Source organism: Halomonas salipaludis, assembly GCF_002286975.1.
Classification (GTDB): domain Bacteria; phylum Pseudomonadota; class Gammaproteobacteria; order Pseudomonadales; family Halomonadaceae; genus Franzmannia; species Franzmannia salipaludis.
In genome coordinates this window covers 20,716-41,718 of sequence record NZ_NSKB01000007.1, presented here as the reverse complement: position 1 = coordinate 41,718, position 21,003 = coordinate 20,716, and the positions used below count along the sequence as shown (strand labels likewise).

Here is a 21,003-nt window from a genome sequence, read left to right as displayed (position 1 = left end):
GTGACTAGGTCATTCTCCCAGGGTGAAGCGGGCAACGTTGTTGCTGCCGGCATAGCCGGCCAGGTCGACCTGTTCGCCGAGATAGCGCAGCTCGACGCCGGTCACGTTGCCTACGGTTAGACGGAAGGGCGGCTCGCCCTCGACGGTGGCCTGGGTGCCGGGCTCCTGCAGGCCGACGAATACGCGCTGGTTGCCGGCATCGAAGATCTCGGTCCAGGACTGTTCGTTGAAGGTCAGCTGCAGTACGCCAGGGTCGGCGGCGCCGGTGTCATCGGCGGCGTTGGCTTCCTCGACCTCGGCGCTGGCCGCCTCGACGAGATCGCCCACGGCCGGCTCGTCGTTGCCCGCGGCATCGTCAGCGGCATCCATGTTGCTGGGTGCCTCGACCAGTGCTGGATCTTCGACCAGCGGCTCGGCGGCCGGTTCATCGGCGGGGGCGTCGAGCAGCGGCTCTTCGGGCATCAGCGGGTCATCGTTGCTGGGGCCATCGAGCGGGGCGTCGTCGACCAGCCCCAGGTCGCTTTCATCATCGGGTAGCGGCGGCAGCGGCTCACTGCCGGAGGCGAGGTCCTCTTCGCCTTCGGTGATGGTGGTGCCGTCGAGGGTGTCGACGGCTACCGGTTCGCCGCCGCCCATGCCCAGCAGGTCGGTGCCTTCACGGCTCTGCCACCACAGCAGGGTAAGGCCGAGCAGCGCCACGATCACCAGCAGGGTGACCAGCTTGAATAGCCAGGCACCGAGCTTGGAGGGCGGCTTGGTGACGTGCACCGGGGTCACCTTGCGCTCGGTCTCGGCGCTGCCGAAGCGCGCATTGTAGGCGACGACGACCGGCTTGTCGTCGATGCCCAGTAGCCGTGAGTAGGCGCGCAGGTAGCCGCGCCGGTAGGCGGCCACCGGTACTTCGTCGTAGCTGTCGCTCTCCAGGCCGCGCACCACCGCAGGGCGCAGATTGAGGGCGGTGGCGACCTCGTCGAGGGGCATGCCCTGGCGCTCGCGTTCGCGCTTGAGCATATCGCCGGGTGACGATTGGGGGGCAAAGTCCGCTACGTCGTTATCGTGAGTGTCGCTCATGGCTGAGCATCCTTCGTCAATATTCGGTGATCAGGGTGCATGACCCAGGGCATTGAGCTGCTCGGTGAAGAAACGCCGGTTCTCGCTGTCGCCACGCGCATCGGCGATGTCGCGGGCCAGTTCGAGACTGGCCGGCGTAGTGCCAGCCAGGCGCATGAACGATTGCAGCTGTTCCCAGGCCCGCGCATTGTTGCCCCGGGCATATTCGATCTCGGCCAACGTGAAATAACTGCGCGGGCTGCGCGAGTCGATGGCCTGGGCGCGCTCGAGGTTGGTGACTGCCGCGCCGAGATTGCCTATTTCGCGCTGGCACTGCCCAAGATTGGCGAACAGTTGGGCGCGATTGTCGTATTGGGTATCGTGAGTGGCCTGCTCGAGCTGCGTGCAGGCCTCTCTCAGGCGGCCCTGGTCATACAGGAAGGCCGCATAGTTGTTGCGCGCCCGAGTGTAGCCGGCATCGGCCGAGAGGGCGCGTTGGAAGTGTTCGTCGGCGAGTTCGTCCTCGCCCTGGCGCTGATAGACCATGGCCAGCGCCTGCAGCGTCTCGGGGTCGTTGGGCGCCATCGCCAGGGCGCGGCTCAAGGCGCCCTGGGCACGCGGGAGGTTGTCGCGTTCGAGGTAGGCCATGCCCAGCTGGGTGTAGGCCTCGGCCGGATTGGTGCCGCTATCTGGCTGTGCCGGTTGGCTGCTACAGCCGGTCAGCCAGGCGACGCCGAACAGGCCGATCAGTAACGGCCGTAGCGAGCGGCATCCTGGCTGGGTGTAGCGACGAATCATCGAGTCCTCTCGGCGCATGGAAGTATGGTCGCATCGGGTAGCCGTGCGGAGGCGGCAATGTGCAACAACAGCTTGAAAAACCTACCCATCAAAGCGCTGTGTCCGGTTGAAGTCAAGGTCGCCACCCGCCTCAGTCGGCGTCGAGCTGAATCGATTGAATATAGCGGGCGTGGCGCTTGGTGCGATCCTTGACACGACCCACCAGCTGGCCGCAGGCGGCATCGATGTCGTCACCGCGGGTGGTGCGAACCGGGGCATTGTAGCCCAGCTCGTAGAGCCACTGCTGAAAGCGCATCACCTGATTGCGCGACGGCTTCTCATACCCCGAGTGCGGGAAGGGGTTGAATGGGATCAGGTTGATCTTGCACGGCAGCTCGCGCAGCAGTTCGGCCAGCTGAGTGGCGTGCTGCTGCTGGTCGTTGACGTCCTTGATCAGGGTGTACTCGATGGTCACCACGCGGGCGCTGTCACACTTGGCCAGGTAGCGGTGGCAGGCGTCGAGCAGGGCACGGATGTTGTACTTGCGGTTGATCGGCACCAGTTCGCTGCGCAGCTCGTCGGTGGCGGCATGCAGCGAGATCGCCAGGCTCACGTCGATGTCGTCACCCAGCTTGTCGAGCATCGGCACCACGCCCGAGGTGGACAGCGTGACGCGACGCTTGGACAGGCCGTAGGCGCTGTCGTCGAGCATCAGCTTCATCGCCGGCACCACGTTGTCGTAGTTCATCAGCGGCTCGCCCATGCCCATCATTACCACGTTGGTGACGGCACGCTGGGCGGTATCCTTCTGCGGCCCCGCGCTGCGGCTGGCGACCCACACCTGGCCGATGATCTCGGCGGCGGTGAGGTTGCGCTGAAAGCCCTGCTTGCCGGTAGAGCAGAAGCTGCAGTCCAGCGAGCAGCCGACCTGGGACGACACGCACAGGGTACGGCGCGAGCCGTTGTCGGCGGGAATCAGCACGGTCTCGACGTAGCTGCCGTCCTCCACCTCGAGCACCCACTTGCGGGTGCCGTCGCTGGAGGTGCCTTCATAGACCACTCCCGGCCCGCGGATCTCGGCGACCTCGGCCAGTCGCGCGCGCAGCGCCTTGGAGAGGTTGGTCATGGCCTCGAAGTCGTCGCAGCCTTCGTGGTGAATCCACTTCATGACCTGCGCGGCACGGAACTTCTTCTCGCCGATGGAGAGAAAGAAGGCCTCCATCTGCTCACGAGACAGGCCCAGCAGGTTGGTGCGTTGAGGAGCGGTAGTGGCAGTCATGGCGGTCAGCGAGTCGGTGGGGCAGGGGCGCCGGGCGCCCCTGCGGGAAGGCGTGACGCGCTTCCTCAGCGCGGACAGATCTCGTCGGCACCAAAGAAGTAGGCGATCTCGCGCTCGGCCGAGGCGGCGGAGTCGGAGCCATGCACGGCGTTGGCGTCGATGGACTGGGCGAAGTCGGCGCGAATGGTACCGGCGGCGGCTTCCTTGGGATTGGTGGCGCCCATCAGCTCGCGGTTCTTGGCAATCGCACCTTCGCCTTCGAGCACCTGCACCACCACCGGGCCAGAGGTCATGAAGCCGACCAGGTCACCAAAGAAGGGACGCTCCTTGTGCTCGGCGTAGAAACCGCCGGCCTTGCCCTCATCGAGATGCAGCATCTTGGCGGCGACGACCTGAAGGCCGGCCTTCTCGAAGCGTGCAATGATCTCGCCAATGGCGTTCTTGGCGACGGCATCGGGCTTGATGATGGACAGGGTGCGTTCGGTAGCCATGGGACGTGTCTCCGTTGGGTGGTGTGAAAAGGCAGTGCGAAACGGGCAGTATGAAAACGCAAGGGTGCAAGCGGCTCATCGCGGATGACATCGCGCCGCCCGCGGCAGCCATGACAAACATGGAGCCGCGGACGGCGCGACGTGAATCAGGATCGGCGCAAGGGCTGGCGGCGCAAGCGCCGCCGTTCCAATTAGCCGCGCATTATAGCGCTTTCCCGTGGCATCCAACAATCATCGCGCCACGGTGCCTCATACGGTGAAGCTTTCGCCACAGCCGCACTGATCCTTGACGTTGGGGTTGTTGAAGCGGAAGAAGCGGTTGAGTCCTTCCGAGACGTAGTCGACTTCGCTGCCGTCGAGCATCTCCAGCGCCTCGGGGGCGACGAAGACGCGTGCGCCGTGCTCCTCGAAGGACACGTCGTTGGCGGCGGCCTCGTCGGCGAAGTCGAGCACGTAGCTGTAGCCCGAGCAGCCGCTGGGCTTGACCGTGACGCGCAGGCCAAGGCCCTGACCACGCTCCTCCAGCACCTGCTGGATCTGCTGGGCGGCGGCGGTAGTGATCGAAAGATGGGCCATGATGTTGCCTCCTTGAGAAACGCTGCCCGATGGCAGCCACTCTAGCATAAAGGGCGTGGCATAAAGGGTAACCACGGCTCGCCGCTCAGCGGCGCAGCGCGGTGATGGCGTGGCGCAGCTCGTGGATGGCGGTGTCGACATCCTCGCGCCGGGTAAAGCGGCCGAAGCTGAAGCGCAACGAGGCCAGTGCCCGGGAACGCGGCACCCCGATACCCTTCAGTACATAAGATGGCTCGACGCTCGCTGAGTTGCAGGCTGAGCCGGTAGAGATCGCCAGGTGGCGTAGCGCCATCAGCAGCGACTCGCCATCGACGCCGTCGAAGGCCAGGTTGACGATGTTGGGCACCGCCACCTCGACCGCAGTATTGCGATGCACGCCGTCGAGGTCGGCAAGGCCGGCCAGGAAGCGGTCGCGCAGTTCAGTAATGTGACGCTGGTCGGCCTCGCCTTCGGCGCTGGCCAGGGCGAAGGCTTCGCCCATGCCGACGATCTGATGGGTGGCCAGGGTGCCGGAGCGCATGCCGCGCTCGTGGCCGCCGCCGTGGATCAGTGCCTCGAGGCGGATGTCCGGGCTGCGCCGTACGTAGAGCGCGCCGATGCCCTTGGGGCCGTAGAGCTTGTGCGCTGACAGCGACAGCAGGTCGATGCCCATGGCGGCGATGTCCAGCGGCAGCTTGCCGGCGGCCTGGGCGGCATCGACGTGGAAGGCCGCACCACGGGCGTGGCTGACCTCGGCCAGCGCGGCCAGCTCGTTGATCACCCCGAGCTCGTTGTTGACCGCCATCAGCGACACCAGCACGGTGTCGTCGCGCAGCGCCTCGGCCAGCTGGGTGGGCGTGACGCGGCCGTCGGGTTGCGGGTCGAGCCAGGTCACCTCGAACCCCTCGGCCTCGAGTGCCTTGGCGGTGTCGACGATCGCCTTGTGTTCGATGCGTGAGGTCACCAGGTGGCGGCCGCGGGCGCGATTGGCGCGCATGAAGCCGATCAGCGCCAGGTTATCGGCCTCGGTGGCGCCGCTGGTCCAGACGATCTCGCGGGGGTCGGCGCCGATCAGGTCGGCGACCTGGCGCCGCGCACCTTCCACCGCCTGCTCCGCCAGCCAGCCGGGCATATGGCTGCGCGAGGCGGGATTGGCGAAGGTGCCGTCCATGGTCAGGTGGCCGGCCATGACCTCGGCGACGCGGGGGTCGACCGGGGTGGTGGCGGCGTAGTCGAGGTAGATCGGAGCGCTCATGGCGGCGACACCGCGATGGTGGCGTCGTCGGTGCGGCGGCGCTGGCGCGCGGCGATGTGTTGCACCTCGTGGCGCTCGACCAGGGTGCCGAGGGTGATGCCGTCGAGGAAGCCGTGGATTTCCTGGGACAGCTCGCACCATAGATGATGGGTCAGGCAGACATCGCCGCGCTGGCAGTCGGACAGCCCCTGGCAGCGGGTCGCATCCACCGACTCGTTGACCGCGTCGATGACCCGCGCCACCGAGATGCTGGCCGGCGGATGGGCCAACTGGTAGCCGCCGCCAGGGCCGCGCACGCTCTTGACCAGCTGAGCCCGGCGCAGGCGGGCAAACAGCTGCTCGAGGTACGACAGCGAGATCTCCTGGCGCTTGGAGATATCGGCCAGGCAGGAGGGGCCGTGCCTGGCGTTGAGGGCCAGGTCGAGCATCGCGGTGACGGCGTAGCGTCCCTTGGTGGTCAAGCGCATAGGGTCATCGCAGCCTGATGGCGGATCGTAAAGCGCCATTATGGGAATAACCCAGCACCCGGGTCAACTTTAGCCGCTCTGCCTGGCTCAGCGGTTGTCGCTGCCATCATCGGGTGGCTGCTCGTCGCGCGGCGGGCAGCAGCTGTCGACGTCGTCGAGAATCTCGGCGAAGTCCTCGTCGCGCAGTTCCGGCAGGCGACCATCGCGATAGCTGGCGTCGAGCTTGCGCAGCGTGCCGCACATCTGCTCGATGCGCTCGTCGACGGCGTGCATATGATCGAGCATGGCCTGCATCGAGCGCGCCACCGGGTCGGGCATGTCCTGGCTGACGCCGTAGGCATCGAAGCCGAACTTCTGGCAGATCGCCTCGCGCCGGGCCGGGTCGACGTCGAGCACGGCTTCGACATCGGGGTCGGCGCGCTTGACGACCTTGCCGGGGATGCCGACCACCGTGGCGCCGGCCGGCACCTCCTTGGTGACCACCGCGTTGGAGCCCACCTTGGCGCCGGCGCCGACGGTGAAGGGGCCGAGGATCTTGGCACCGGCGCCGACGATCACGCCGTCGCCCAGCGTCGGGTGGCGCTTGCCCTTGTTCCAACTGGTGCCGCCCAGGGTGACGCCCTGGTAGAGGGTCACGTCGTCACCGACCAGGGCGGTCTCGCCGATCACCACGCCCATGCCGTGGTCGATGAAGAAGCGCCGGCCGATGGTCGCGCCGGGGTGGATCTCGATACCGGTCAGCCAGCGCGAGAAAGTCGATAGAGTGCGCGCCAGCCACTTGAGGTTCTTCTGCCACAGCCAGTGGCCGCAGCGGTGCAGCAGCAGGGCGTGCAGGCCGGGGTAGTTGGTCAGTACCTCGAGGAAGTTGCGCGCCGCGGGGTCGCGGGCGAATACGCTGTTGATGTCTTCACGCAGTCGGGCAAACATGCGGCAATCCTTGAATGACGGTGGGCCGGTCGCACAGGCGCGACCGTAGGCGGCTGAGTTCATTATTGGGCTGGGGTCGGCCCCCTGCAAGGCAGCGCTGGCTAGCCCCGCGGGGGCTCGCTACAGCGCTTCTCCACCGCGCTGAGCATGCCGCGCAGGATATTGACTTCCATCTGGTCGGGGCGTGCGCGTAGATAGAGGCGGCGCAGCCGCGCCATCAAGTGGCGCGGCTTGGCCGGGTCGTGGAAGTCGACGTCGATCAGCACCCGCTCGAGATGCTCGAAGAAGCGCTCGAGGTCGGCATGGCTGGCCGGCGGGTTGTCCCAGGCCACGCCGAACGGCTGCTCCTGCTCGGTGACTTCCGGTGCCTCGCCGTGCTCGGCGGCGAGCCATGCCAGGCGGCACTCGTAGGCCAGCACCTGCACCGCGGTGGCCAGGTTGAGCGAGCTGAACTCGGGATTGGAGGGGATATGCACATGGGCGTGGCAGCGCTGCAGCTCGGCGTTGGTCAGACCGCTATCCTCGCGGCCGAACACCAGCGCCACCCGGGTGCCGTCGCCGGCCAACTCGCCGGGTAAGCGCTCGCCGAGCTGACGCGGGGTGAGCATCGGCCACGGCAGGGTGCGCGAGCGGGCGCTGGCGCCCACCACCAGGCTGCAGTCGGCGACCGCTTCCTCCAGGGTCTCGACCCGCTGTGCCGCGGCGAGGATGGTATCGGCGCCGGAGGCGCGCGAAATCGCATCCGCCGAGCGGTGCTCGCTGCGCGGTGCCACCAGTGCCAGGTCGCCGAGCCCCATGTTCTTCATGGCGCGCGCGGTGCCGCCGAGATTGCCGGGGTGGCTGGTGCCGATCAGCACGATGCGGATGGAGTCGAGCATGGAGAGCCTTGGCGCAGTGCATTCAGGGCGCATAGTCTAGCATGACGGTGGCGCGCTGCGCAGGCCGGAGGCGTCGACGATGGCCCCCGACGGCGCTTTCTGCTAGCATGCGCGGCGTCGCCCGTCAGCCAAGTTCTTAGCGCGGCTCAATCGTGCAACACGTTCTTTAACAGCTACCGACTTCTCAAGGCCCGATCATGCATCCGATGGTCCAATTCGGGTTGCGCGCTGCGCGCAGCGCCGCCGAACAGTTTCTGCGCATTCGTGAGCGTATCGAGAACGCCCACGAAGAACACAATATCGAGCGTCTGCTGGAAGACACCGCTCGCAACGCCGAGACCCTGATTGCCCGTCAGCTGGCGCGGGGCTACCCGCAGCACGGCATCTCAGGCCGCTATACCCCGTACCGCGAAGGCGAGGGCGAAGGCCGCGACATGCACTGGGTCATCGAGCCCTTCCACGGCTACTCCAACCTCAGTGTGGCCAGCGCCGGCTTCGCCCTGTCGCTGGTATGCCTGGTCAAGGGGCGCCCCGAGCACGCCGTGGTGATCTGTCCGTTCAGCGACGACGAATTTCTCGCCAGTCGTGGCCGCGGTGCCCAGTACAACGGCAAGCGCATCCGCGTGCCCAAGACCTCGGCCATCGGTGGCGCGCGGATCGCCATGAGTCTGCCCGAGAGCTGGCTGCGGCCGCGCCACCTGCCGGCCTACCTGACGCTGATCCAGCAGCTCGGCCCGCAGATCGAAGTGCAGCGCGCTACCGGCAGCGGCCTGCTGGATATCGTCGAGTTGGCCTCTGGGCGCGCCGATGCCGCCTTCGTGCTGGGTCTCGAGGAGCAGGACAAGCTGGTCGGTACGCTGCTGCTCAAGGAAGCCGGCGCGCTGATGGGCAGCCTCGACGGCCGCCCCAGCGTCGACACCGAAGGCCAGCTGATGGCCGCCAGCCCGCGCCTCTATAAGGCGCTGGTGCAGCAGCTGGCGCCACACTTCTAAGCATTCCTGCATTTACGCCACGCCCCCGCTGACCCACCGTCGGCGGGGGCGTTTTGCGTTACGGCAGGCTCAACGGCAGTAGTCTGGGCGCTGCTCCTCGATCAGGCGCAGCGCCGCGCGCCAGGCCAGGTCGACGATCTCGCCTTCGCCTTCGGCTGCGAACTGGGCCGCGGTATGCCGCTGCACGGCTTCACTGGGCAGATGCAGCTCGCGGCCGCCGGCCAGGGCCTGCACCTGGGCCTGGCAGGCGCGCTCGAGGAAGTAGATCTCCATGAACGCCTCGGCGACGCTTTCTCCCGCCGCAAGCAGGCCGTGATTGCGCAGGATCATCGCCTTGTGCGGGCCGAGATCGGCCACCAGCCGTTGGCGCTCGGCGACGTCGAGGGCGACGCCTTCATACTCGTGGTAGGCGAGCTTGCCGTGAAACTTCATCGCATGCTGCGTCAGCGGCAGCAGCCCCTCGGCCTGGGCCGAGACCGCCATCCCCGCGGCGGTGTGGGTATGAATCACGCAGGCGAGCTCGGGGCGTGCGGCATGAATCGCCGAGTGGATCACGAAACCGGCGACGTTGATTCGGCCATCGGGATTGAGCGGATCCGCGACCCGGCCTTGATGGTCGATGCGCACCAGGTCCGAAGCGCGCATCTGCTCGAAGGGCACCCCGTAGTGGTTGATCAGGAAATGCTCTGGCGACCCGGGAATGCGCAGCGTCAGGTGGGTGTCGATCAGATCGGTCATGCGGTAGTAGGCGATCAGGCGGTAGAGCGCGGCCAGCTCGCAGCGTGCCTGCCACTCCTCGTTGCTGCAGCCGCGCGGCGCTTGGGATGCTATCGGTGCTGTCATGGTGCTCCCGGTGAGTTCCAGCTTGAATTAGCCAATGCGACGAGCCTCTCGCCAGCTTTCGATCGCCATGCGCGTCAGCAGCAAGAGCAGGACGATGCCGATCAGCAGCGTGGAAATGGCCGCCACGACGGGGTCGACGTTATCACGTAGGCCGCCCCATATCTGGCGTGGCAGGGTAACGACTTCCCAGCTGGTGATGAACAGCGTGACGGCAATCTCCTCCCAGGAGAGCACGAAGCAGAGCAGGAAGGTGGTCAGCATCGCCAGGCGCAGGTTGGGCAGGATCACCATCCAGGTGGTCTGCCACAGGCTGGCGCCGAGGTTGCGCGAGGCCAGCTCGATGCGCCTGTCGATACGGCTGATGGCGACCAGCATGTTGATCACGCCGAAGGGCACGATCAACAGCGTGTGGGCCAGAATCACCCCGGGTAGCGAGTCATAGCCGAGCCCGGGGGCGATGCGCGAGATTCGCGTGGTCATGAAGTAGAGCACCATCGCCGAGACCACCGGCGGCACGATCAACGGCAGCATGCACAGGCCGATCAGCCAGCGCGTCCAGGCGCCGCTGCGGTACCAGATGGCGATCACGAAGGCGGTGGCCAGCAGCGTCGCCAGCAGCGCTGCGCATACCGCCACCACGCTACTGTGCAGCAGGCTGCCGAGCCACTCGGGGGAGCTCAGCAGCGACGCATAGTGGCGCAACGACCAGTCCCCCTCGGGCATCGAGAGATAGCGTTTGCCGGTAAACGAGACCGGTATGACGGCCATCAGCGGCAGCATCAGGAAGCCCATGGTGACAAGGGCGAGCAGCTTGGCCAGCCAGCCGGCGCGATAGATGTTCATGGTTTGGTTTGCCCCTTAGCCGACCAGGCGCTCAACGCGGGAGAAGCGCAGCAGGATCCAGACCAGGCCGGAGACCAGCGCCAGCATCAGCATGCAGATCGCCGCGCCGATGCCCCAGTTGTAGGTCTGGAACATCTGCAGGAAGACGTACTCGGCGGCCATCACGGTCTGCCCGCCGCCGAGGATCGCCGGGATCACGAAGAACCCCAGGCAGAACACGAATACCATGATGAAGGCGCCGAGCAGGCCGGGTAGCGTCTGCGGCAGGAAGATCGACACGAACACCCGCCATCGCGAGGCCCCCAGGCCGCGCGCCGCCAGCAGCACGCGGTCATCGATCTGGCGCATCGACGAGACCAGCGGAAAGAAGGCGAAGGGCACCATGAAGTGGACCATGGCGATCACCACGCCGAGGGAGTTGCGGGTCAGGGCCAGCGGCGAATCGATCACCCCCAGCGCCTCCAGCCAGCCATTGACCAGCCCGTTGCTGCGCAGCGCAATCAGCCAGCCGAAGGTGCGCACCAGCACCGAGATCCAGAACGGCAGGAACACGCAGAGCTCTACCCAACGCCGCCAACCGGGAGAGCTGTAGAGCCAGCAGTAGGCCATCAGGAACGCCAGCAGCAGGGCGAGCACGCCGACCGTGGCGCACAGGTAGAGCGTACGCCACAGCACGGCATGGATGGAGCCGTCGGTCGCCAGCCGCGCATAGTTGGCCATGCCTGGCTCTGGCAGGGTGACGCTCCAGACCGCGATGCCGGCGAACGGCAGCACGTAGCAGAGCAGCAGCACGGCCGGCAGCGGCCATAGCAGCAGGCGGTGCTGCCAACGCGCGGAGATTCTCGCCATGCTCGCTCTCCTCAGGGGGCGCTCAAGCCCCGGTGCGGGTCAGGAAGTCGTCGAGCACGCTGCCGTAGTGATCGGCATACCACTCGATATCCAGCTTGAACTGCTTGGCGAGGTTCTCCTCGGAGCCGCAGTTGAGCTCGACGAGCTCCTCGGGAATCATCGCCGCAGCGGCCGGGTTGGAGGGGCCATTGCCGAGCAGCTCGAGCAGTTCCACCTGACCCTCGGGCTCGAGGGCGTGGTCGATAAAGCGCATGGTCGACTCGGCCCCGGCCGGGTTGTCGTTGAGTACCGCCCAGCTGCTGGGGGTGACGCAGGCGTTATCGTAGTGCCAGCCGACCCGGCCCTCGGTATCGCGCTCGAGGACGATGGCGCGGGTATTCCAGATCTGGCCCATGCTCACCTCGCCGTCCAGGAACAGCTGCTGGCTCTCGGCGCCGGAGCCCCAGTAGGCGAGGATATGCGGGCGCAGTTCGTCCAGCTTGTCCATGGCGCGGGCGATATCCAGCGGGTAGAGATCTGCGACGGCCACGCCATCGGCTAGCAGGGCGGCCTCGAGCACGCCGTTCATCCACTTGTACATGGTGCGCTTGCCGGGGAAGCGCTCGACGTCCCAGAAGTCGGCCCAGGTGCGCGGTGTCTCCTCGAAGCGCTGCTTGTCCCAGGCGATGACATAGCTGTAGAGATAGCTGGCCACGCCGTAGTCGGTGGCGAACGCCTCGTTGACCTTGGCGCGCTCGATGAGCGAGTAGTCGAGCGGGCGCATCATGCCCTCGCGCCCCAGGGTCAGAGAGGTGAAGGGCTCGGCATCCACCACGTCCCAGCTCGGGCGGCCTGAGGCGATCTGGGCGCGAATGGCGCCTTCGGTGGGGCCGCTGCCATCGATGCGTACCGCGATCCCGGTTTCGCGGCTGAACTGCTCGGTCCAGGCCCGGCGGTAGGCATCGATGGCGTCGCCGCCCCAGTTGACGAGCACGATCGGGCGCTCCTGGGCCCAGCCGATACCGTTGCGCATGGCCAGCGGCAACGCCGCCAGCATGCCGGCGGCCTTGAGGAAGCTGCGTCGGTCGATCTGGCCGCGGCGGGCCTTTTCAACCAGCAGTTCGATACAGTCTTGCTGATGGGACTGATGCATGGCTATGGATCCTTGTTGGTGTTGTGACAAGCCGACATCGGCGGTGGTGATGCGCGTGTTACGGGGCGTCGCTCAGGCCTCCAGCACGATGCCCTCATCGATCCCCCAGTGCAGCCACAGCCGCTCGCCCAGCGGCAGCGAGGCGGCGGGGTGGGTCATGGCGATGCTGGTGGTCAGCACGCTATGGTCCGCGCCGGCAAGCGTCAGGTCGAGGCTATGGCCCTGGTAGGTGCGCTCGGTGAGGGTCACCTCCAGCCAGTTGCGCGCACCGGCGTCGTCGCGTTCAAGCGCGACCTCAAGCTGTTCGGGGCGAATCCCAATCAGCAGTGCGTCGTGGGCGAAGTGGCGCTCGCCCAGCGCCGACAGCGGCGCCGTGCCGAAGCGGCCCGTCACGCGCCGGCCGTTGCGCTGCACGTCGCTCAGCGGTAGCAGGTTCATGCGCCCCAGGAACTCGGCGACAAAGCGGTCGTGGGGCGAGGTGTAGAGCCGCTCCGGCGTATCGAGCTGGGCGATACGGCCCTGATTGAAGATGGCGATGCGCGAAGAGAGGGCCAGCGCCTCGCTCTGATCGTGGGTGACGAAGACGAAGGTGGTACCCATCTCGCGGTGGATACGCTTGAGCTCGTCCTGGAGCTGGCCGCGCAGGTTCTTGTCCAGCGCCGAGAAGGGCTCGTCGAGCAGCAGCATCTCGGGCTCGAAGACCAACGCCCGGGCCAGGGCGACCCGCTGCTGCTGGCCACCCGATAGTGCGCTGGGCTTTTTCCCGGCGTGCTCGGTCAGCCCTACCGTTTCCAGCATGCGGGCCACGCGCTGGCGGCGCGTGGCGCGGTCCATGCCGCGAATGCGCAGCGGGAAATCGACGTTCTCGGCCACGCTCATATGCGGAAAGAGCGCATAGCCCTGGAAGACCATGCCATATTGGCGCTTCTCCGCGGGGCGCAGCGTGATGTACTGGCCAGCGGTCTTGAGCCGCCCGGCACTCGGCGTGATGAAGCCGGCGAGAATCATCAGCAGGGTGGTCTTGCCCGAGCCCGAGGGGCCGAGCAGGGTCAGGAATTCGCCGCGGCGAATATCGATGAAGATATCATCCAGCGCCAGGAAGCTGCCGTAGCGCTGCTGGATCCCCTCTACGCTGAGCTGCACGTCGCCCGCATGGGGCGGCGCCTTGACCGGGGGCACATCGCGCAGCGGCGAGGGTGGGTTTGTCATTGTGGTACCTGGCGGTCGTAGGAGGGTGTCGATCATCGTTTCACCTGCAAGGCGCGTACCATCTTGGCATTCGAGCTCGTAGATGCTGGCCGGGGGCCTGTCGCAGAGACGCTGTCGGAATAGTCGGTAGCGGGACTATTGGAGTAGCCAGTAGCGGGACTGCCAGCGTGGTGCTCCTCCAGCTGCCAGCCGGGGGCGGTGATCTCGCCGCGGCCATTGCACAGTGCAAGCGGCTGCTGCTCGCGCCAGGGCAGGGTCGACAGCTGTATCACGAAGGCCTCGCCGGGGGCGGCGCGCACCGCGCAGGAGATTTCGCAGTCGAGCAGCTGGTGTGCGGCGGCCGTGCCCTCAGTGAGCAGAGCCGCCAAGGGGCGCGGTGCCGGCTCCACCGGGCGACGCGCGATCAGCATGGCGTAGCCATCGATGACCAGCAGCCGGGCGCGGCTGTCATCGCGCCGCCACACCTGGATGCTGGGGTCGGGCGGCGTCAGCCGATGCCACTCCTCCTCGTAGGCCCCGGAGGGGGCTCGCTCGATCACCACTGAGCCGCGCGCTTCGAGGTCACCCGGTTCGGGGAAATCGACCACCGGCTGGTAGCCCCATTCGCGTTGCCAGATGGCTTGATGGCCGGGGCAGTGGCAGCGTCCGGTGGCACCCTGCTGGTGCGCCAGGGCCAAATCGGCGGAGGGGGAGGCACCAAATTGGCTCACCTGCGGGCGCGAGGCCGCGATACGCAGGTCGCCGTAGTGGCTCAGGCCCTGAAACCAGAACACTCGCGTGCTGGTGTCCTGGCCTCCGTCGGCGTGGTCGATGCGTACTCGCTGCCAGACACCGCGCAGCCAATCGGGAACCGTGGCGCTCATCTTGGTGACCCCTGCGGCGGCTGGCGGTGGGCATTGGTGGCGTCGAGCCGTCCAACCAGATGCTCGCCCGCCACTGTATCGGGATAGTGTGGCGGCTCGCTGTCGCTCGAGCAGTTGGGCAGGCAACTGACCACGGTGTGGTAGTTACAGCCGCAGAAGAACGGCATCGAGTAGCGCTCGCGCTGCGAGCGGTTGAACACCCGGTGCACCGTCGAGGCGAAGCGGTTGTTGGTCCAGCGCGCCATCATGTCGCCGATATTGACCACGAAGGTGCCCGCGATGGGCGGTACCGCGATCCACTCGCCCTTGGCATTGCGCGCCTCCAGTCCCCCGGCGTCGTCCTGGGCCAGTAGGGTCAGGCATTCGTAGTCGCTATGGGCACCTATGCCGACCCGCGGTTCGCCCTCGTGGGCCGGATAGCGGATCAGATTGAGCTGCGCCATGGGCTTGTCGATCTTGTCATCGAAGAAATGCTCATCGATGCCGATGGCCAGAGCGAAGAGGCGAAACAGCTCCCGCGAGAGGCCGAACATCTGCTGGTAGTAGGCATAGACGTCTTGGCGGAAGCCGGGCAGGTCGCGTGGCCAGGTATTGGGGCCATACATGATGATGCCGTTCTGAAAGTCGGGATCGTCCGCCGGCAGTTCGAGCCCCACCTTGAAGACTTCCTTGCTGTCGGCGGCGTAGGGGTCGAGGGTCTCCTCGCCGATGCCCAGGTAGCCGCGGTGGTTGGGCAGCTTGCTGATATGGATCTCCTGCTTGTGCTCAAGCGGCAGGGCGAAGAAGCGCCGCGAGGCGGCCCAGGCGGCGGCGATGGTGTCGTCGGCGATGCCGTGGTTGGCGACGTAGAAGAAACCGACCTGTTCGCAAGCCTTGCCGATCTCGTCGGCGACCGCCTGGCGGCTCTCGGCCGTGGCCTCGGCGCCGAGCGCCGCGGCCAAGTCGATCACCGGCACGTGAGAGAAGGCGCGCCCCTTGTCGCGGGCCAGTCGATCGGGATTGCGTGGCCGGCGGGTGGCGGCGCTGTCGGGTGCCTTCATCACAGAGTCCTCGGAAAAGTGGCGCAGGTGGCGTGGAGCCGCTTTCAGATTGGCAACAATGTGTTGATAATAAAATTCATATTTTTTGTCCCGACATGTGAGAAAAATTGCCATGAGGAGACCCTTGCCACCGCTCAATGCCCTGCGTGCCTTCGAGGCCGTGGCGCGGCTGCAAAGCGTCAAGCAGGCGGCCGAGGAGCTGCACGTCACCCATGGCGCGGTGAGCCATCAGATCAAGTCGCTGGAAGAGGCGCTGGGCGTCAGCCTGTTTCATCGCGACCGACGCCAGCTGCGGCTGAATCAGGCGGGATTGGTCTACTCGCGTCAGGTCCGCGAAGCGCTGCGGCTGTTGGCCGAGAGCACCCTCAAGCTGGGCCTGCCGTCGGTGGAGGGGCGCCTGCATGTCGCTTGCCCGCCGACCCTGGCGACCAAGTGGCTGGCGCATCAGCTACGCGACTTCCGCGCCGCCTTTCCCGACATCGAGCTCAGCGTGGTGCCGCGCAACCTCGATGACGAGGAGGTGGCCACCGCCGACTACGACCTGGCGGTGGTCTACGGCGACGGCGAGTGGGAGCGCAAGCACGTTAGGCTGCTGGCCAATTTCGACATGACGCCGGTGTGCCATCCACGTTTTTTCGCCGCCAGCGATCAACCTCGCCAGGTGAGCGAATTGCGCGGCGGCTGGCTGCTGCATGAGGATGCGGGGGGCAACTGGAAGCGCTGGCTGGCCTCGGCGGGGGCCGATATCCGCGACCTGGGGCATGGCACCCATCTGTGGGGCGCCCACCTGACGCTGGAGGCGGCGGCGGCAGGGTTCGGCGTGGCCCTGGGGGATCGCATCGTCTGTGCCCAGGACTTTGCGCGGGGCAACCTGGTGAGGCTGTTCGACGCCGAAGTGCCAGCCCCCCAGGCCTACTACCTGGTGTGTGCGGCCCATCGTGTCGATGAACCGCGCATCCTGCTGTTCTGTGACTGGATACAGGCGCGCATCGAGCGCACGCTGCGATCGAATCGCTAGTAGCTGGCCTCCAATACAACAAGGCCCCACCAAATGGCAGGGCCTTGAGTACTGCGGGAGGTGGCGCGCTGCCGCTAAGGCAGCTGCTCTTCGCCCTCTTCCTCCGGATCTTCCTTCTTGGCCGGGATCAGGTCCTGGCGCTGTAGCTTGACGATCAGCAGCAGTGCGGCGGCCACGTAGATCGACGAGAAGGTACCGACGACCACGCCGATGATCAGGGCGATGGAGAAGTAGTGGATCATGTCGCCGCCGAGCAGCAGCAGCGCGATCAGCACCAGCAGGGTGGTACCAGACGTCGCCAGCGTGCGCGACAGGGTCATGTTGATCGCTTCGTTGAAGATCGTCGGCATATCGTCGATTCGCGACTTGCGTATCGTCTCGCGGATCCGGTCATAGACCACGATGGTATCGTTCAGCGAGTAGCCGATCACCGCCAGCAGCGCGGCCAGCACGGTGAGGTCGAAGTCGAGCTGGAACAGCGAGAACACCCCGACCACGATGATCACGTCATGGATCAACGCCAGTAGCGCGCCGATGGCGAACTTGTACTGGAAGCGGAAGGCCACGTAGAGCATCACGATGCCGAGTGCCACCAGCATGCCCATGCCGCTCTGGTCGCGCAGTTGCTCGCCGACCTGGGCGCCGACGAACTCGGCGCGGATCAGGTCGACCTCGGCACCATCGCCGCGCAGCAGGCTGACCACCTGCTGGCCGACGTCGGGGTCGAAGTCCTGCTGCAGGCGGATCAGTATCTCGTTGGAGGCGCCGAAGGTCTGCACCGAGACGTCGCGAAAGCCTTCGCCCTCCAGCGCCTGACGCACCGTATCCAGCGCCGGGGCCGTGGCATAGCGCACCTCGACCAGCGTGCCGCCGGTGAAGTCGAGGCCGAGGTTGAGCTGCTGCACCACCAGCGAGCCGATCGACACCAGCAGCATGAGCGCTGAAATGATGAAGGCCAGGCGGCGCTTGCCCATGAAATCGAACTGTCGCATCGCGAGGCTCCTCATATCCAGATCTTCTTCACCGGCTTGCCGCCGTAGGTCAGGTTGACCATGGCACGGGTCACCAGCAGGGCGGTGAACATCGACGTCAGGATGCCCAGCGACAGGGTCACGGCGAAGCCCTTGACCGGCCCGGTGCCGATCGAGAACAGGATCACCGCTACCAGCAGGGTGGTGATATTGGCGTCGATGATCGAGGTGAAGGCGCGCTCATAGCCGGCATGAATGGCCTGCTGCACCGACATCCCGCCGCGCAACTCTTCGCGTATTCGCTCGAATATCAAGACGTTGGCGTCTACCGCCATGCCCAGCGTGAGCACCATGCCGGCGATGCCGGGCAGCGTCAGGGTGGCGCCGAGCATCGACATCGCCGCCACCAGCAGCGTCAGGTTGATGGTCAGGGCGATATTGGCGAACACCCCGAACACCTTGTAGCGCACCAGCATGAACAGTACCACCAGCGCCAGGCCGACCATGATCGAGGTCACGCCGCGATCGATGTTGTCTTGCCCCAGGCTCGGCCCGATAGTGCGCTCCTGCACGAAGTAGATCGGCGCGGCCAGCGAGCCGGAGCGCAGCAGCAGGGCCAGGTCGGCGGCTTCGGTGGGCGAGTCGAGCCCGGTGATGCGGAAGCTGTTGCCCAGCGCGCTCTGGATGGTCGCCAGGCTGATCAGGCCGCGCTCGGTGTAGGGCTCGCGCACCTCGACCTCTTCGCCGTCCTCGATCACCGTGGTGGTGCGGGTGTTGTGCTCGATGAACAGCACCGCCATGTTGCGGCCGATGTTGGTGCGCGTGGCGCGGTTCATCAGCGTGCCGCCGGTACCGTCGAGGTTGATATTGACCTGCGGGCGGCCGTTCTCGTCGAAGCTGCGGCTGGCGTTGGAGACGCTGTCGCCGGTGATGATCACGTCGCGCATCAGGTCGGCGGTGCGCGTCTCGTCGTTGCGGAAGCTGAACGACTCGGTCTCGTTCTCTGGCGTATCGGGGCGCGCCTCGAGGCGGAACTCGAGGTTGGCGGTGGCGCCCACCACGCGCTTGGCGGCGGCGGTGTCCTGCACGCCGGGCAGTTCGACCACGATGCGATCCGGCCCCTGACGCTGCACCATCGGCTCGGCCACGCCGAGTTCGTCGACGCGGTTGCGCAGGGTGGTCAGGTTCTGGTTGACCGCATAGTCCTGCAGCTCGTTGACCGCCTGGTCGGTCATGGTCATCACCAGGCTGGCGCCGCGGCCGTCGCCCTGGTTGCTGTAGTCGAAGTCGGGGAACTCGCGGCTGATCAGGGTGCGGGCGCGGTCGCGATCTTCGTCGTTGATGAAGGTCAGCGTCAGGTCGCGGCCGTCGATCTCGGTGTTGCGATAGCGGATCCGCTCGCCGCGCAGCATCTCGCGCATGGCGCTGGCGTTGACTTCGAGGCGCTGCTCCACGGCGGCGTCCATATCCACTTCGAGCAGGAAGTGCACCCCGCCGCGCAGATCGAGGCCCAGGGTCATCGGCGAGGCGGCCAGGTTCGACAGCCACTGGGGCGTCGACTCGGCGAGATTGAGGGCGATGACGTAGTCGTCGCCATCGATGATCTCGCCGATCAACTCGCGGGCGGCGTGCTGATCGTCGGCCTCGGCGAGGCGGATCAGCACCGCGTCATCGCTGATGTCGGTGGCGCTGACGGTGATGCCGGCTTCATCGAGGGCGGACTGGATCTGCTCCAGCTGCTGCTCGCTGATCGGGGCCTCGCTGCGGGCGCTGCTGATCTGTATGGCGGGGTCTGCCTGAAACAGATTGGGCAGCGAGTAGATCAGGCCTACGACGAGTACGAGAAGTATGAGCAGATACTTCCACAGGGGATATCGGTTGAGCATGCAAGCCCTGCCTTGTAGCTGACTGACGGCGACGCTGACGCAGTGACGTGGCGTTTACCAGAAGGGTTCGGCGCTTGGACAGGCGCCGTGCCCTGGGGTTCGCCAGGGCACGGCAGGCTGTCACTGTGCCGCAAATCAGATGGACTTGAGGGTGCCCTTGGGCAGCACGGCGGCCACGGCGTTCTTCTGCACGTTGATCTCGGTGCCTTCGGCGATTTCCATGGTGAAGAACTCGCTGTCGTCGCTGACCTTGGTGATGCGACCCAGCACGCCACCGCCGATCACCACTTCATCGCCCTTGGAGAGGCTCGAGACCAGCTGCTTGTGCTGCTTGGCTCGCTTGGCCTGCGGGCGCCACAGCAGGAAGTAGAAGATGGCCACGAAACCGACCAGCATGATGATCTGGGCCATACCGCCACCGGCGGCGCCGCCTTCGGCGTAGGCCGGCGAGATGAAGAAGTCCAGCATGAGACGTTATCTCCTGAGAAACGAAAGGTTACGGCAAGGGTCAGCGCGCCGCGTCACTGCTCGGGGGCCGGAGGCACGGGCAGGCCGCGTCGCGCATAGAACATTTCCACGAAGTTCGCCAATGTACCCGCTTCGATAGCCCCGCGCAAACCGGCCATCAGTCGCTGGTAGTGGCGCAGGTTGTGGATGGTATTGAGCATCGAGCCGAGCATCTCGCCGCAGCGGTCGAGATGGTGCAGGTAGCCGCGCGAGAAGTGCTGGCAGGTATAGCAGTCGCAGTCGGCCTCCAGCGGGCGGGTGTCGTGGCGGTGCTTGGCGTTGCGAATCTTGACCGTGCCCTCGGCGGTGAACAGATGGCCGTTGCGGGCGTTGCGAGTCGGCATCACGCAGTCGAACATGTCGACGCCGCGGCGTACCCCCTCGACCAGGTCCTCGGGCTTGCCCACGCCCATCAGGTAGCGCGGCGTGTCGTCGGGCATCCAGGTCGGCAGGTAGTCGAGTACCTTGATCATCTCCTCCTTGGGCTCGCCCACCGACAGGCCGCCAATCGCCAGGCCGTCGAAGCCGATCTCGAGCAGACCCTTGAGCGAGGCCTCGCGCAGCGCCGGATACATGCCACCCTGGATGATGCCGAACAGCGCCGAGGGCGAATCGCCGTGGGCGTCGCGGGAGCGTTGCGCCCAGCGCAGCGAGCGCTGCATCGAAACCTCGGCCTCCCGCTCGGTGGCCGGGTAGGGGGTGCACTCGTCGAAGATCATCACCACGTCAGAGCCCAGCGAGCGCTGCACCGCCATCGACTCTTCGGGGCCCATGAACACCTTGGCGCCGTCCACCGGCGAGCGGAAGTGCACGCCCTGCTCGGTGATCTTGCGCATCTCGCCCAGCGAGAAGACCTGGAAACCGCCGGAGTCGGTGAGGATCGGCTTGTGCCACTGGGAAAAGTCGTGCAGGTCGCCGTGGCCCTCGATCACCTCGGTGCCGGGGCGCAACCACAGGTGGAAGGTGTTGCCGAGGATGATCTCGGCGCCGATCTCCTCCACCGAGGCCGGGGTCATGCCCTTGACGGTGCCGTAGGTGCCCACCGGCATGAACGCCGGCGTCTCCACCGTGCCACGCGGGAAGGTCAGCCGGCCGCGGCGGGCGCGCCCGTCACTGGCCAGCTGCTCGAAGCTCATGAAGCATTGGTTACGCATGGAAATCTCGTTTTCTC

The 21,003-nt window shown here is 66.3% G+C and carries 22 protein-coding genes; 2 read left to right on the top strand and 20 right to left on the bottom strand.

The genetic code is table 11. The annotated features are described in order from the left end of the window. Positions 1-9: 9 nt before the first annotated feature. From CK498_RS18160 to trmJ, 9 genes are all read right to left on the bottom strand, one after another. Positions 10-1,071: a RodZ domain-containing protein gene (locus CK498_RS18160; RefSeq protein WP_095622270.1), complete on the bottom strand. Its 1,062-nt coding sequence runs from the start codon at positions 1,069-1,071 to the stop codon at positions 10-12. A 30-nt stretch (positions 1,072-1,101) separates the two neighbouring features. Then, on the bottom strand, positions 1,102-1,848 hold the full coding sequence (gene pilW, locus CK498_RS18155; RefSeq protein WP_095622269.1) for a type IV pilus biogenesis/stability protein PilW: 747 nt from the start codon (positions 1,846-1,848) through the stop codon (positions 1,102-1,104). Positions 1,849-1,978: 130 nt separating this feature from the next. Next, positions 1,979-3,106, bottom strand: a complete 1,128-nt coding sequence (gene rlmN, locus CK498_RS18150) for a 23S rRNA (adenine(2503)-C(2))-methyltransferase RlmN (RefSeq protein WP_076749183.1) — start codon at positions 3,104-3,106, stop codon at positions 1,979-1,981. Between the two features lie 65 nt (positions 3,107-3,171). Beyond that, positions 3,172-3,597, bottom strand: a complete 426-nt coding sequence (gene ndk, locus CK498_RS18145) for a nucleoside-diphosphate kinase (RefSeq protein WP_095622268.1) — start codon at positions 3,595-3,597, stop codon at positions 3,172-3,174. A 249-nt stretch (positions 3,598-3,846) separates the two neighbouring features. Continuing rightward, complete coding sequence (locus CK498_RS18140) at positions 3,847-4,173, bottom strand: HesB/IscA family protein (RefSeq protein ID WP_095622267.1); 327 nt, start codon at positions 4,171-4,173, stop codon at positions 3,847-3,849. A gap of 85 nt (positions 4,174-4,258) precedes the next feature. Further along, a complete protein-coding gene (locus CK498_RS18135; RefSeq protein WP_095622266.1) occupies positions 4,259-5,407 on the bottom strand; it encodes an aminotransferase class V-fold PLP-dependent enzyme in 1,149 nt (382 codons plus the stop codon). After that, on the bottom strand, positions 5,404-5,874 hold the full coding sequence (gene iscR / locus CK498_RS18130; protein ID WP_095622265.1) for a Fe-S cluster assembly transcriptional regulator IscR: 471 nt from the start codon (positions 5,872-5,874) through the stop codon (positions 5,404-5,406). The genes CK498_RS18135 and iscR overlap by 4 nt, the downstream gene beginning before the upstream one ends. 87 nt (positions 5,875-5,961) lie before the next feature. Then, entirely contained in the window at positions 5,962-6,801 is an 840-nt protein-coding gene (cysE, locus tag CK498_RS18125; RefSeq protein ID WP_095622264.1) for a serine O-acetyltransferase, read from the bottom strand. Between the two features lie 101 nt (positions 6,802-6,902). Further along, on the bottom strand, positions 6,903-7,679 hold the full coding sequence (gene trmJ / locus CK498_RS18120; protein WP_095622263.1) for a tRNA (cytosine(32)/uridine(32)-2'-O)-methyltransferase TrmJ: 777 nt from the start codon (positions 7,677-7,679) through the stop codon (positions 6,903-6,905). Between the two features lie 197 nt (positions 7,680-7,876). Here trmJ and CK498_RS18115 point away from each other — a divergent pair, with 197 nt between their 5' ends. Then, a complete protein-coding gene (locus CK498_RS18115; protein ID WP_095622262.1) occupies positions 7,877-8,671 on the top strand; it encodes an inositol monophosphatase family protein in 795 nt (264 codons plus the stop codon). A 69-nt stretch (positions 8,672-8,740) separates the two neighbouring features. On the opposite strand, the gene CK498_RS18110 is transcribed toward CK498_RS18115, so the two are convergent. From CK498_RS18110 to CK498_RS18080, 7 genes are all read right to left on the bottom strand, one after another. Then, positions 8,741-9,514, bottom strand: a complete 774-nt coding sequence (locus tag CK498_RS18110) for a class II aldolase/adducin family protein (protein ID WP_095622261.1) — start codon at positions 9,512-9,514, stop codon at positions 8,741-8,743. A 27-nt stretch (positions 9,515-9,541) separates the two neighbouring features. Then, positions 9,542-10,357, bottom strand: a complete 816-nt coding sequence (locus CK498_RS18105; RefSeq protein ID WP_095622260.1) for an ABC transporter permease — start codon at positions 10,355-10,357, stop codon at positions 9,542-9,544. Between the two features lie 15 nt (positions 10,358-10,372). Continuing rightward, the gene (locus CK498_RS18100; protein WP_095622259.1) at positions 10,373-11,206 is read right to left on the bottom strand and encodes an ABC transporter permease; all 834 of its coding nucleotides are present in this window, start codon (positions 11,204-11,206) and stop codon (positions 10,373-10,375) included. 22 nt (positions 11,207-11,228) lie between these two features. Further along, entirely contained in the window at positions 11,229-12,338 is a 1,110-nt protein-coding gene (locus CK498_RS18095; RefSeq protein WP_095622258.1) for an ABC transporter substrate-binding protein, read from the bottom strand. A gap of 72 nt (positions 12,339-12,410) precedes the next feature. Continuing rightward, positions 12,411-13,547, bottom strand: coding sequence for an ABC transporter ATP-binding protein (locus CK498_RS18090; RefSeq protein ID WP_095622257.1), 1,137 nt, complete (start codon positions 13,545-13,547; stop codon positions 12,411-12,413). Between the two features lie 32 nt (positions 13,548-13,579). Further along, positions 13,580-14,410 (bottom strand): hypothetical protein, encoded by an 831-nt coding sequence (locus CK498_RS18085; RefSeq protein WP_095622256.1) that lies wholly within the window; start codon positions 14,408-14,410, stop codon positions 13,580-13,582. Then, complete coding sequence (locus CK498_RS18080; protein WP_176475837.1) at positions 14,407-15,450, bottom strand: isopenicillin N synthase family dioxygenase; 1,044 nt, start codon at positions 15,448-15,450, stop codon at positions 14,407-14,409. The genes CK498_RS18085 and CK498_RS18080 overlap by 4 nt, the downstream gene beginning before the upstream one ends. Positions 15,451-15,562: 112 nt before the next feature. Between CK498_RS18080 and CK498_RS18075 the strand changes: the two genes are divergently transcribed. Next, positions 15,563-16,468, top strand: a complete 906-nt coding sequence (locus tag CK498_RS18075; protein WP_095622254.1) for a LysR substrate-binding domain-containing protein — start codon at positions 15,563-15,565, stop codon at positions 16,466-16,468. Between the two features lie 74 nt (positions 16,469-16,542). On the opposite strand, the gene secF is transcribed toward CK498_RS18075, so the two are convergent. From secF to tgt, 4 genes are all read right to left on the bottom strand, one after another. Continuing rightward, positions 16,543-17,460 (bottom strand): protein translocase subunit SecF, encoded by a 918-nt coding sequence (gene secF / locus CK498_RS18070; RefSeq protein ID WP_407645875.1) that lies wholly within the window; start codon positions 17,458-17,460, stop codon positions 16,543-16,545. An 11-nt stretch (positions 17,461-17,471) separates the two neighbouring features. Then, a complete protein-coding gene (gene secD, locus CK498_RS18065; protein ID WP_095622252.1) occupies positions 17,472-19,325 on the bottom strand; it encodes a protein translocase subunit SecD in 1,854 nt (617 codons plus the stop codon). Between the two features lie 135 nt (positions 19,326-19,460). Beyond that, positions 19,461-19,793 (bottom strand): preprotein translocase subunit YajC, encoded by a 333-nt coding sequence (gene yajC, locus CK498_RS18060; protein ID WP_095622251.1) that lies wholly within the window; start codon positions 19,791-19,793, stop codon positions 19,461-19,463. A gap of 53 nt (positions 19,794-19,846) precedes the next feature. Continuing rightward, on the bottom strand, positions 19,847-20,968 hold the full coding sequence (tgt, locus tag CK498_RS18055) for a tRNA guanosine(34) transglycosylase Tgt (RefSeq protein ID WP_217987812.1): 1,122 nt from the start codon (positions 20,966-20,968) through the stop codon (positions 19,847-19,849). Positions 20,969-21,003: the final 35 nt, after the last annotated feature.

Excerpts from the sequence above, each read along its gene's own strand:
- CK498_RS18160 (WP_095622270.1), bottom strand. The coding sequence starts at position 1,071 with ATGAGCGACACTCACGATAACGACGTAGCGGACTTTGCCCCCCAATCG.
- pilW (WP_095622269.1), bottom strand. The coding sequence starts at position 1,848 with ATGATTCGTCGCTACACCCAGCCAGGATGCCGCTCGCTACGGCCGTTA.
- rlmN (WP_076749183.1), bottom strand. The coding sequence starts at position 3,106 with ATGACTGCCACTACCGCTCCTCAACGCACCAACCTGCTGGGCCTGTCT.
- ndk (WP_095622268.1), bottom strand. The coding sequence starts at position 3,597 with ATGGCTACCGAACGCACCCTGTCCATCATCAAGCCCGATGCCGTCGCC.
- CK498_RS18140 (WP_095622267.1), bottom strand. The coding sequence starts at position 4,173 with ATGGCCCATCTTTCGATCACTACCGCCGCCGCCCAGCAGATCCAGCAG.
- CK498_RS18135 (WP_095622266.1), bottom strand. The coding sequence starts at position 5,407 with ATGAGCGCTCCGATCTACCTCGACTACGCCGCCACCACCCCGGTCGAC.
- iscR (WP_095622265.1), bottom strand. The coding sequence starts at position 5,874 with ATGCGCTTGACCACCAAGGGACGCTACGCCGTCACCGCGATGCTCGAC.
- cysE (WP_095622264.1), bottom strand. The coding sequence starts at position 6,801 with ATGTTTGCCCGACTGCGTGAAGACATCAACAGCGTATTCGCCCGCGAC.
- trmJ (WP_095622263.1), bottom strand. The coding sequence starts at position 7,679 with ATGCTCGACTCCATCCGCATCGTGCTGATCGGCACCAGCCACCCCGGC.
- CK498_RS18115 (WP_095622262.1), top strand. The coding sequence starts at position 7,877 with ATGCATCCGATGGTCCAATTCGGGTTGCGCGCTGCGCGCAGCGCCGCC.
- CK498_RS18110 (WP_095622261.1), bottom strand. The coding sequence starts at position 9,514 with ATGACAGCACCGATAGCATCCCAAGCGCCGCGCGGCTGCAGCAACGAG.
- CK498_RS18105 (WP_095622260.1), bottom strand. The coding sequence starts at position 10,357 with ATGAACATCTATCGCGCCGGCTGGCTGGCCAAGCTGCTCGCCCTTGTC.
- CK498_RS18100 (WP_095622259.1), bottom strand. The coding sequence starts at position 11,206 with ATGGCGAGAATCTCCGCGCGTTGGCAGCACCGCCTGCTGCTATGGCCG.
- CK498_RS18095 (WP_095622258.1), bottom strand. The coding sequence starts at position 12,338 with ATGCATCAGTCCCATCAGCAAGACTGTATCGAACTGCTGGTTGAAAAG.
- CK498_RS18090 (WP_095622257.1), bottom strand. The coding sequence starts at position 13,547 with ATGACAAACCCACCCTCGCCGCTGCGCGATGTGCCCCCGGTCAAGGCG.
- CK498_RS18085 (WP_095622256.1), bottom strand. The coding sequence starts at position 14,410 with ATGAGCGCCACGGTTCCCGATTGGCTGCGCGGTGTCTGGCAGCGAGTA.
- CK498_RS18080 (WP_176475837.1), bottom strand. The coding sequence starts at position 15,450 with ATGAAGGCACCCGACAGCGCCGCCACCCGCCGGCCACGCAATCCCGAT.
- CK498_RS18075 (WP_095622254.1), top strand. The coding sequence starts at position 15,563 with ATGAGGAGACCCTTGCCACCGCTCAATGCCCTGCGTGCCTTCGAGGCC.
- secF (WP_407645875.1), bottom strand. The coding sequence starts at position 17,460 with ATGCGACAGTTCGATTTCATGGGCAAGCGCCGCCTGGCCTTCATCATT.
- secD (WP_095622252.1), bottom strand. The coding sequence starts at position 19,325 with ATGCTCAACCGATATCCCCTGTGGAAGTATCTGCTCATACTTCTCGTA.
- yajC (WP_095622251.1), bottom strand. The coding sequence starts at position 19,793 with ATGCTGGACTTCTTCATCTCGCCGGCCTACGCCGAAGGCGGCGCCGCC.
- tgt (WP_217987812.1), bottom strand. The coding sequence starts at position 20,968 with ATGAGCTTCGAGCAGCTGGCCAGTGACGGGCGCGCCCGCCGCGGCCGG.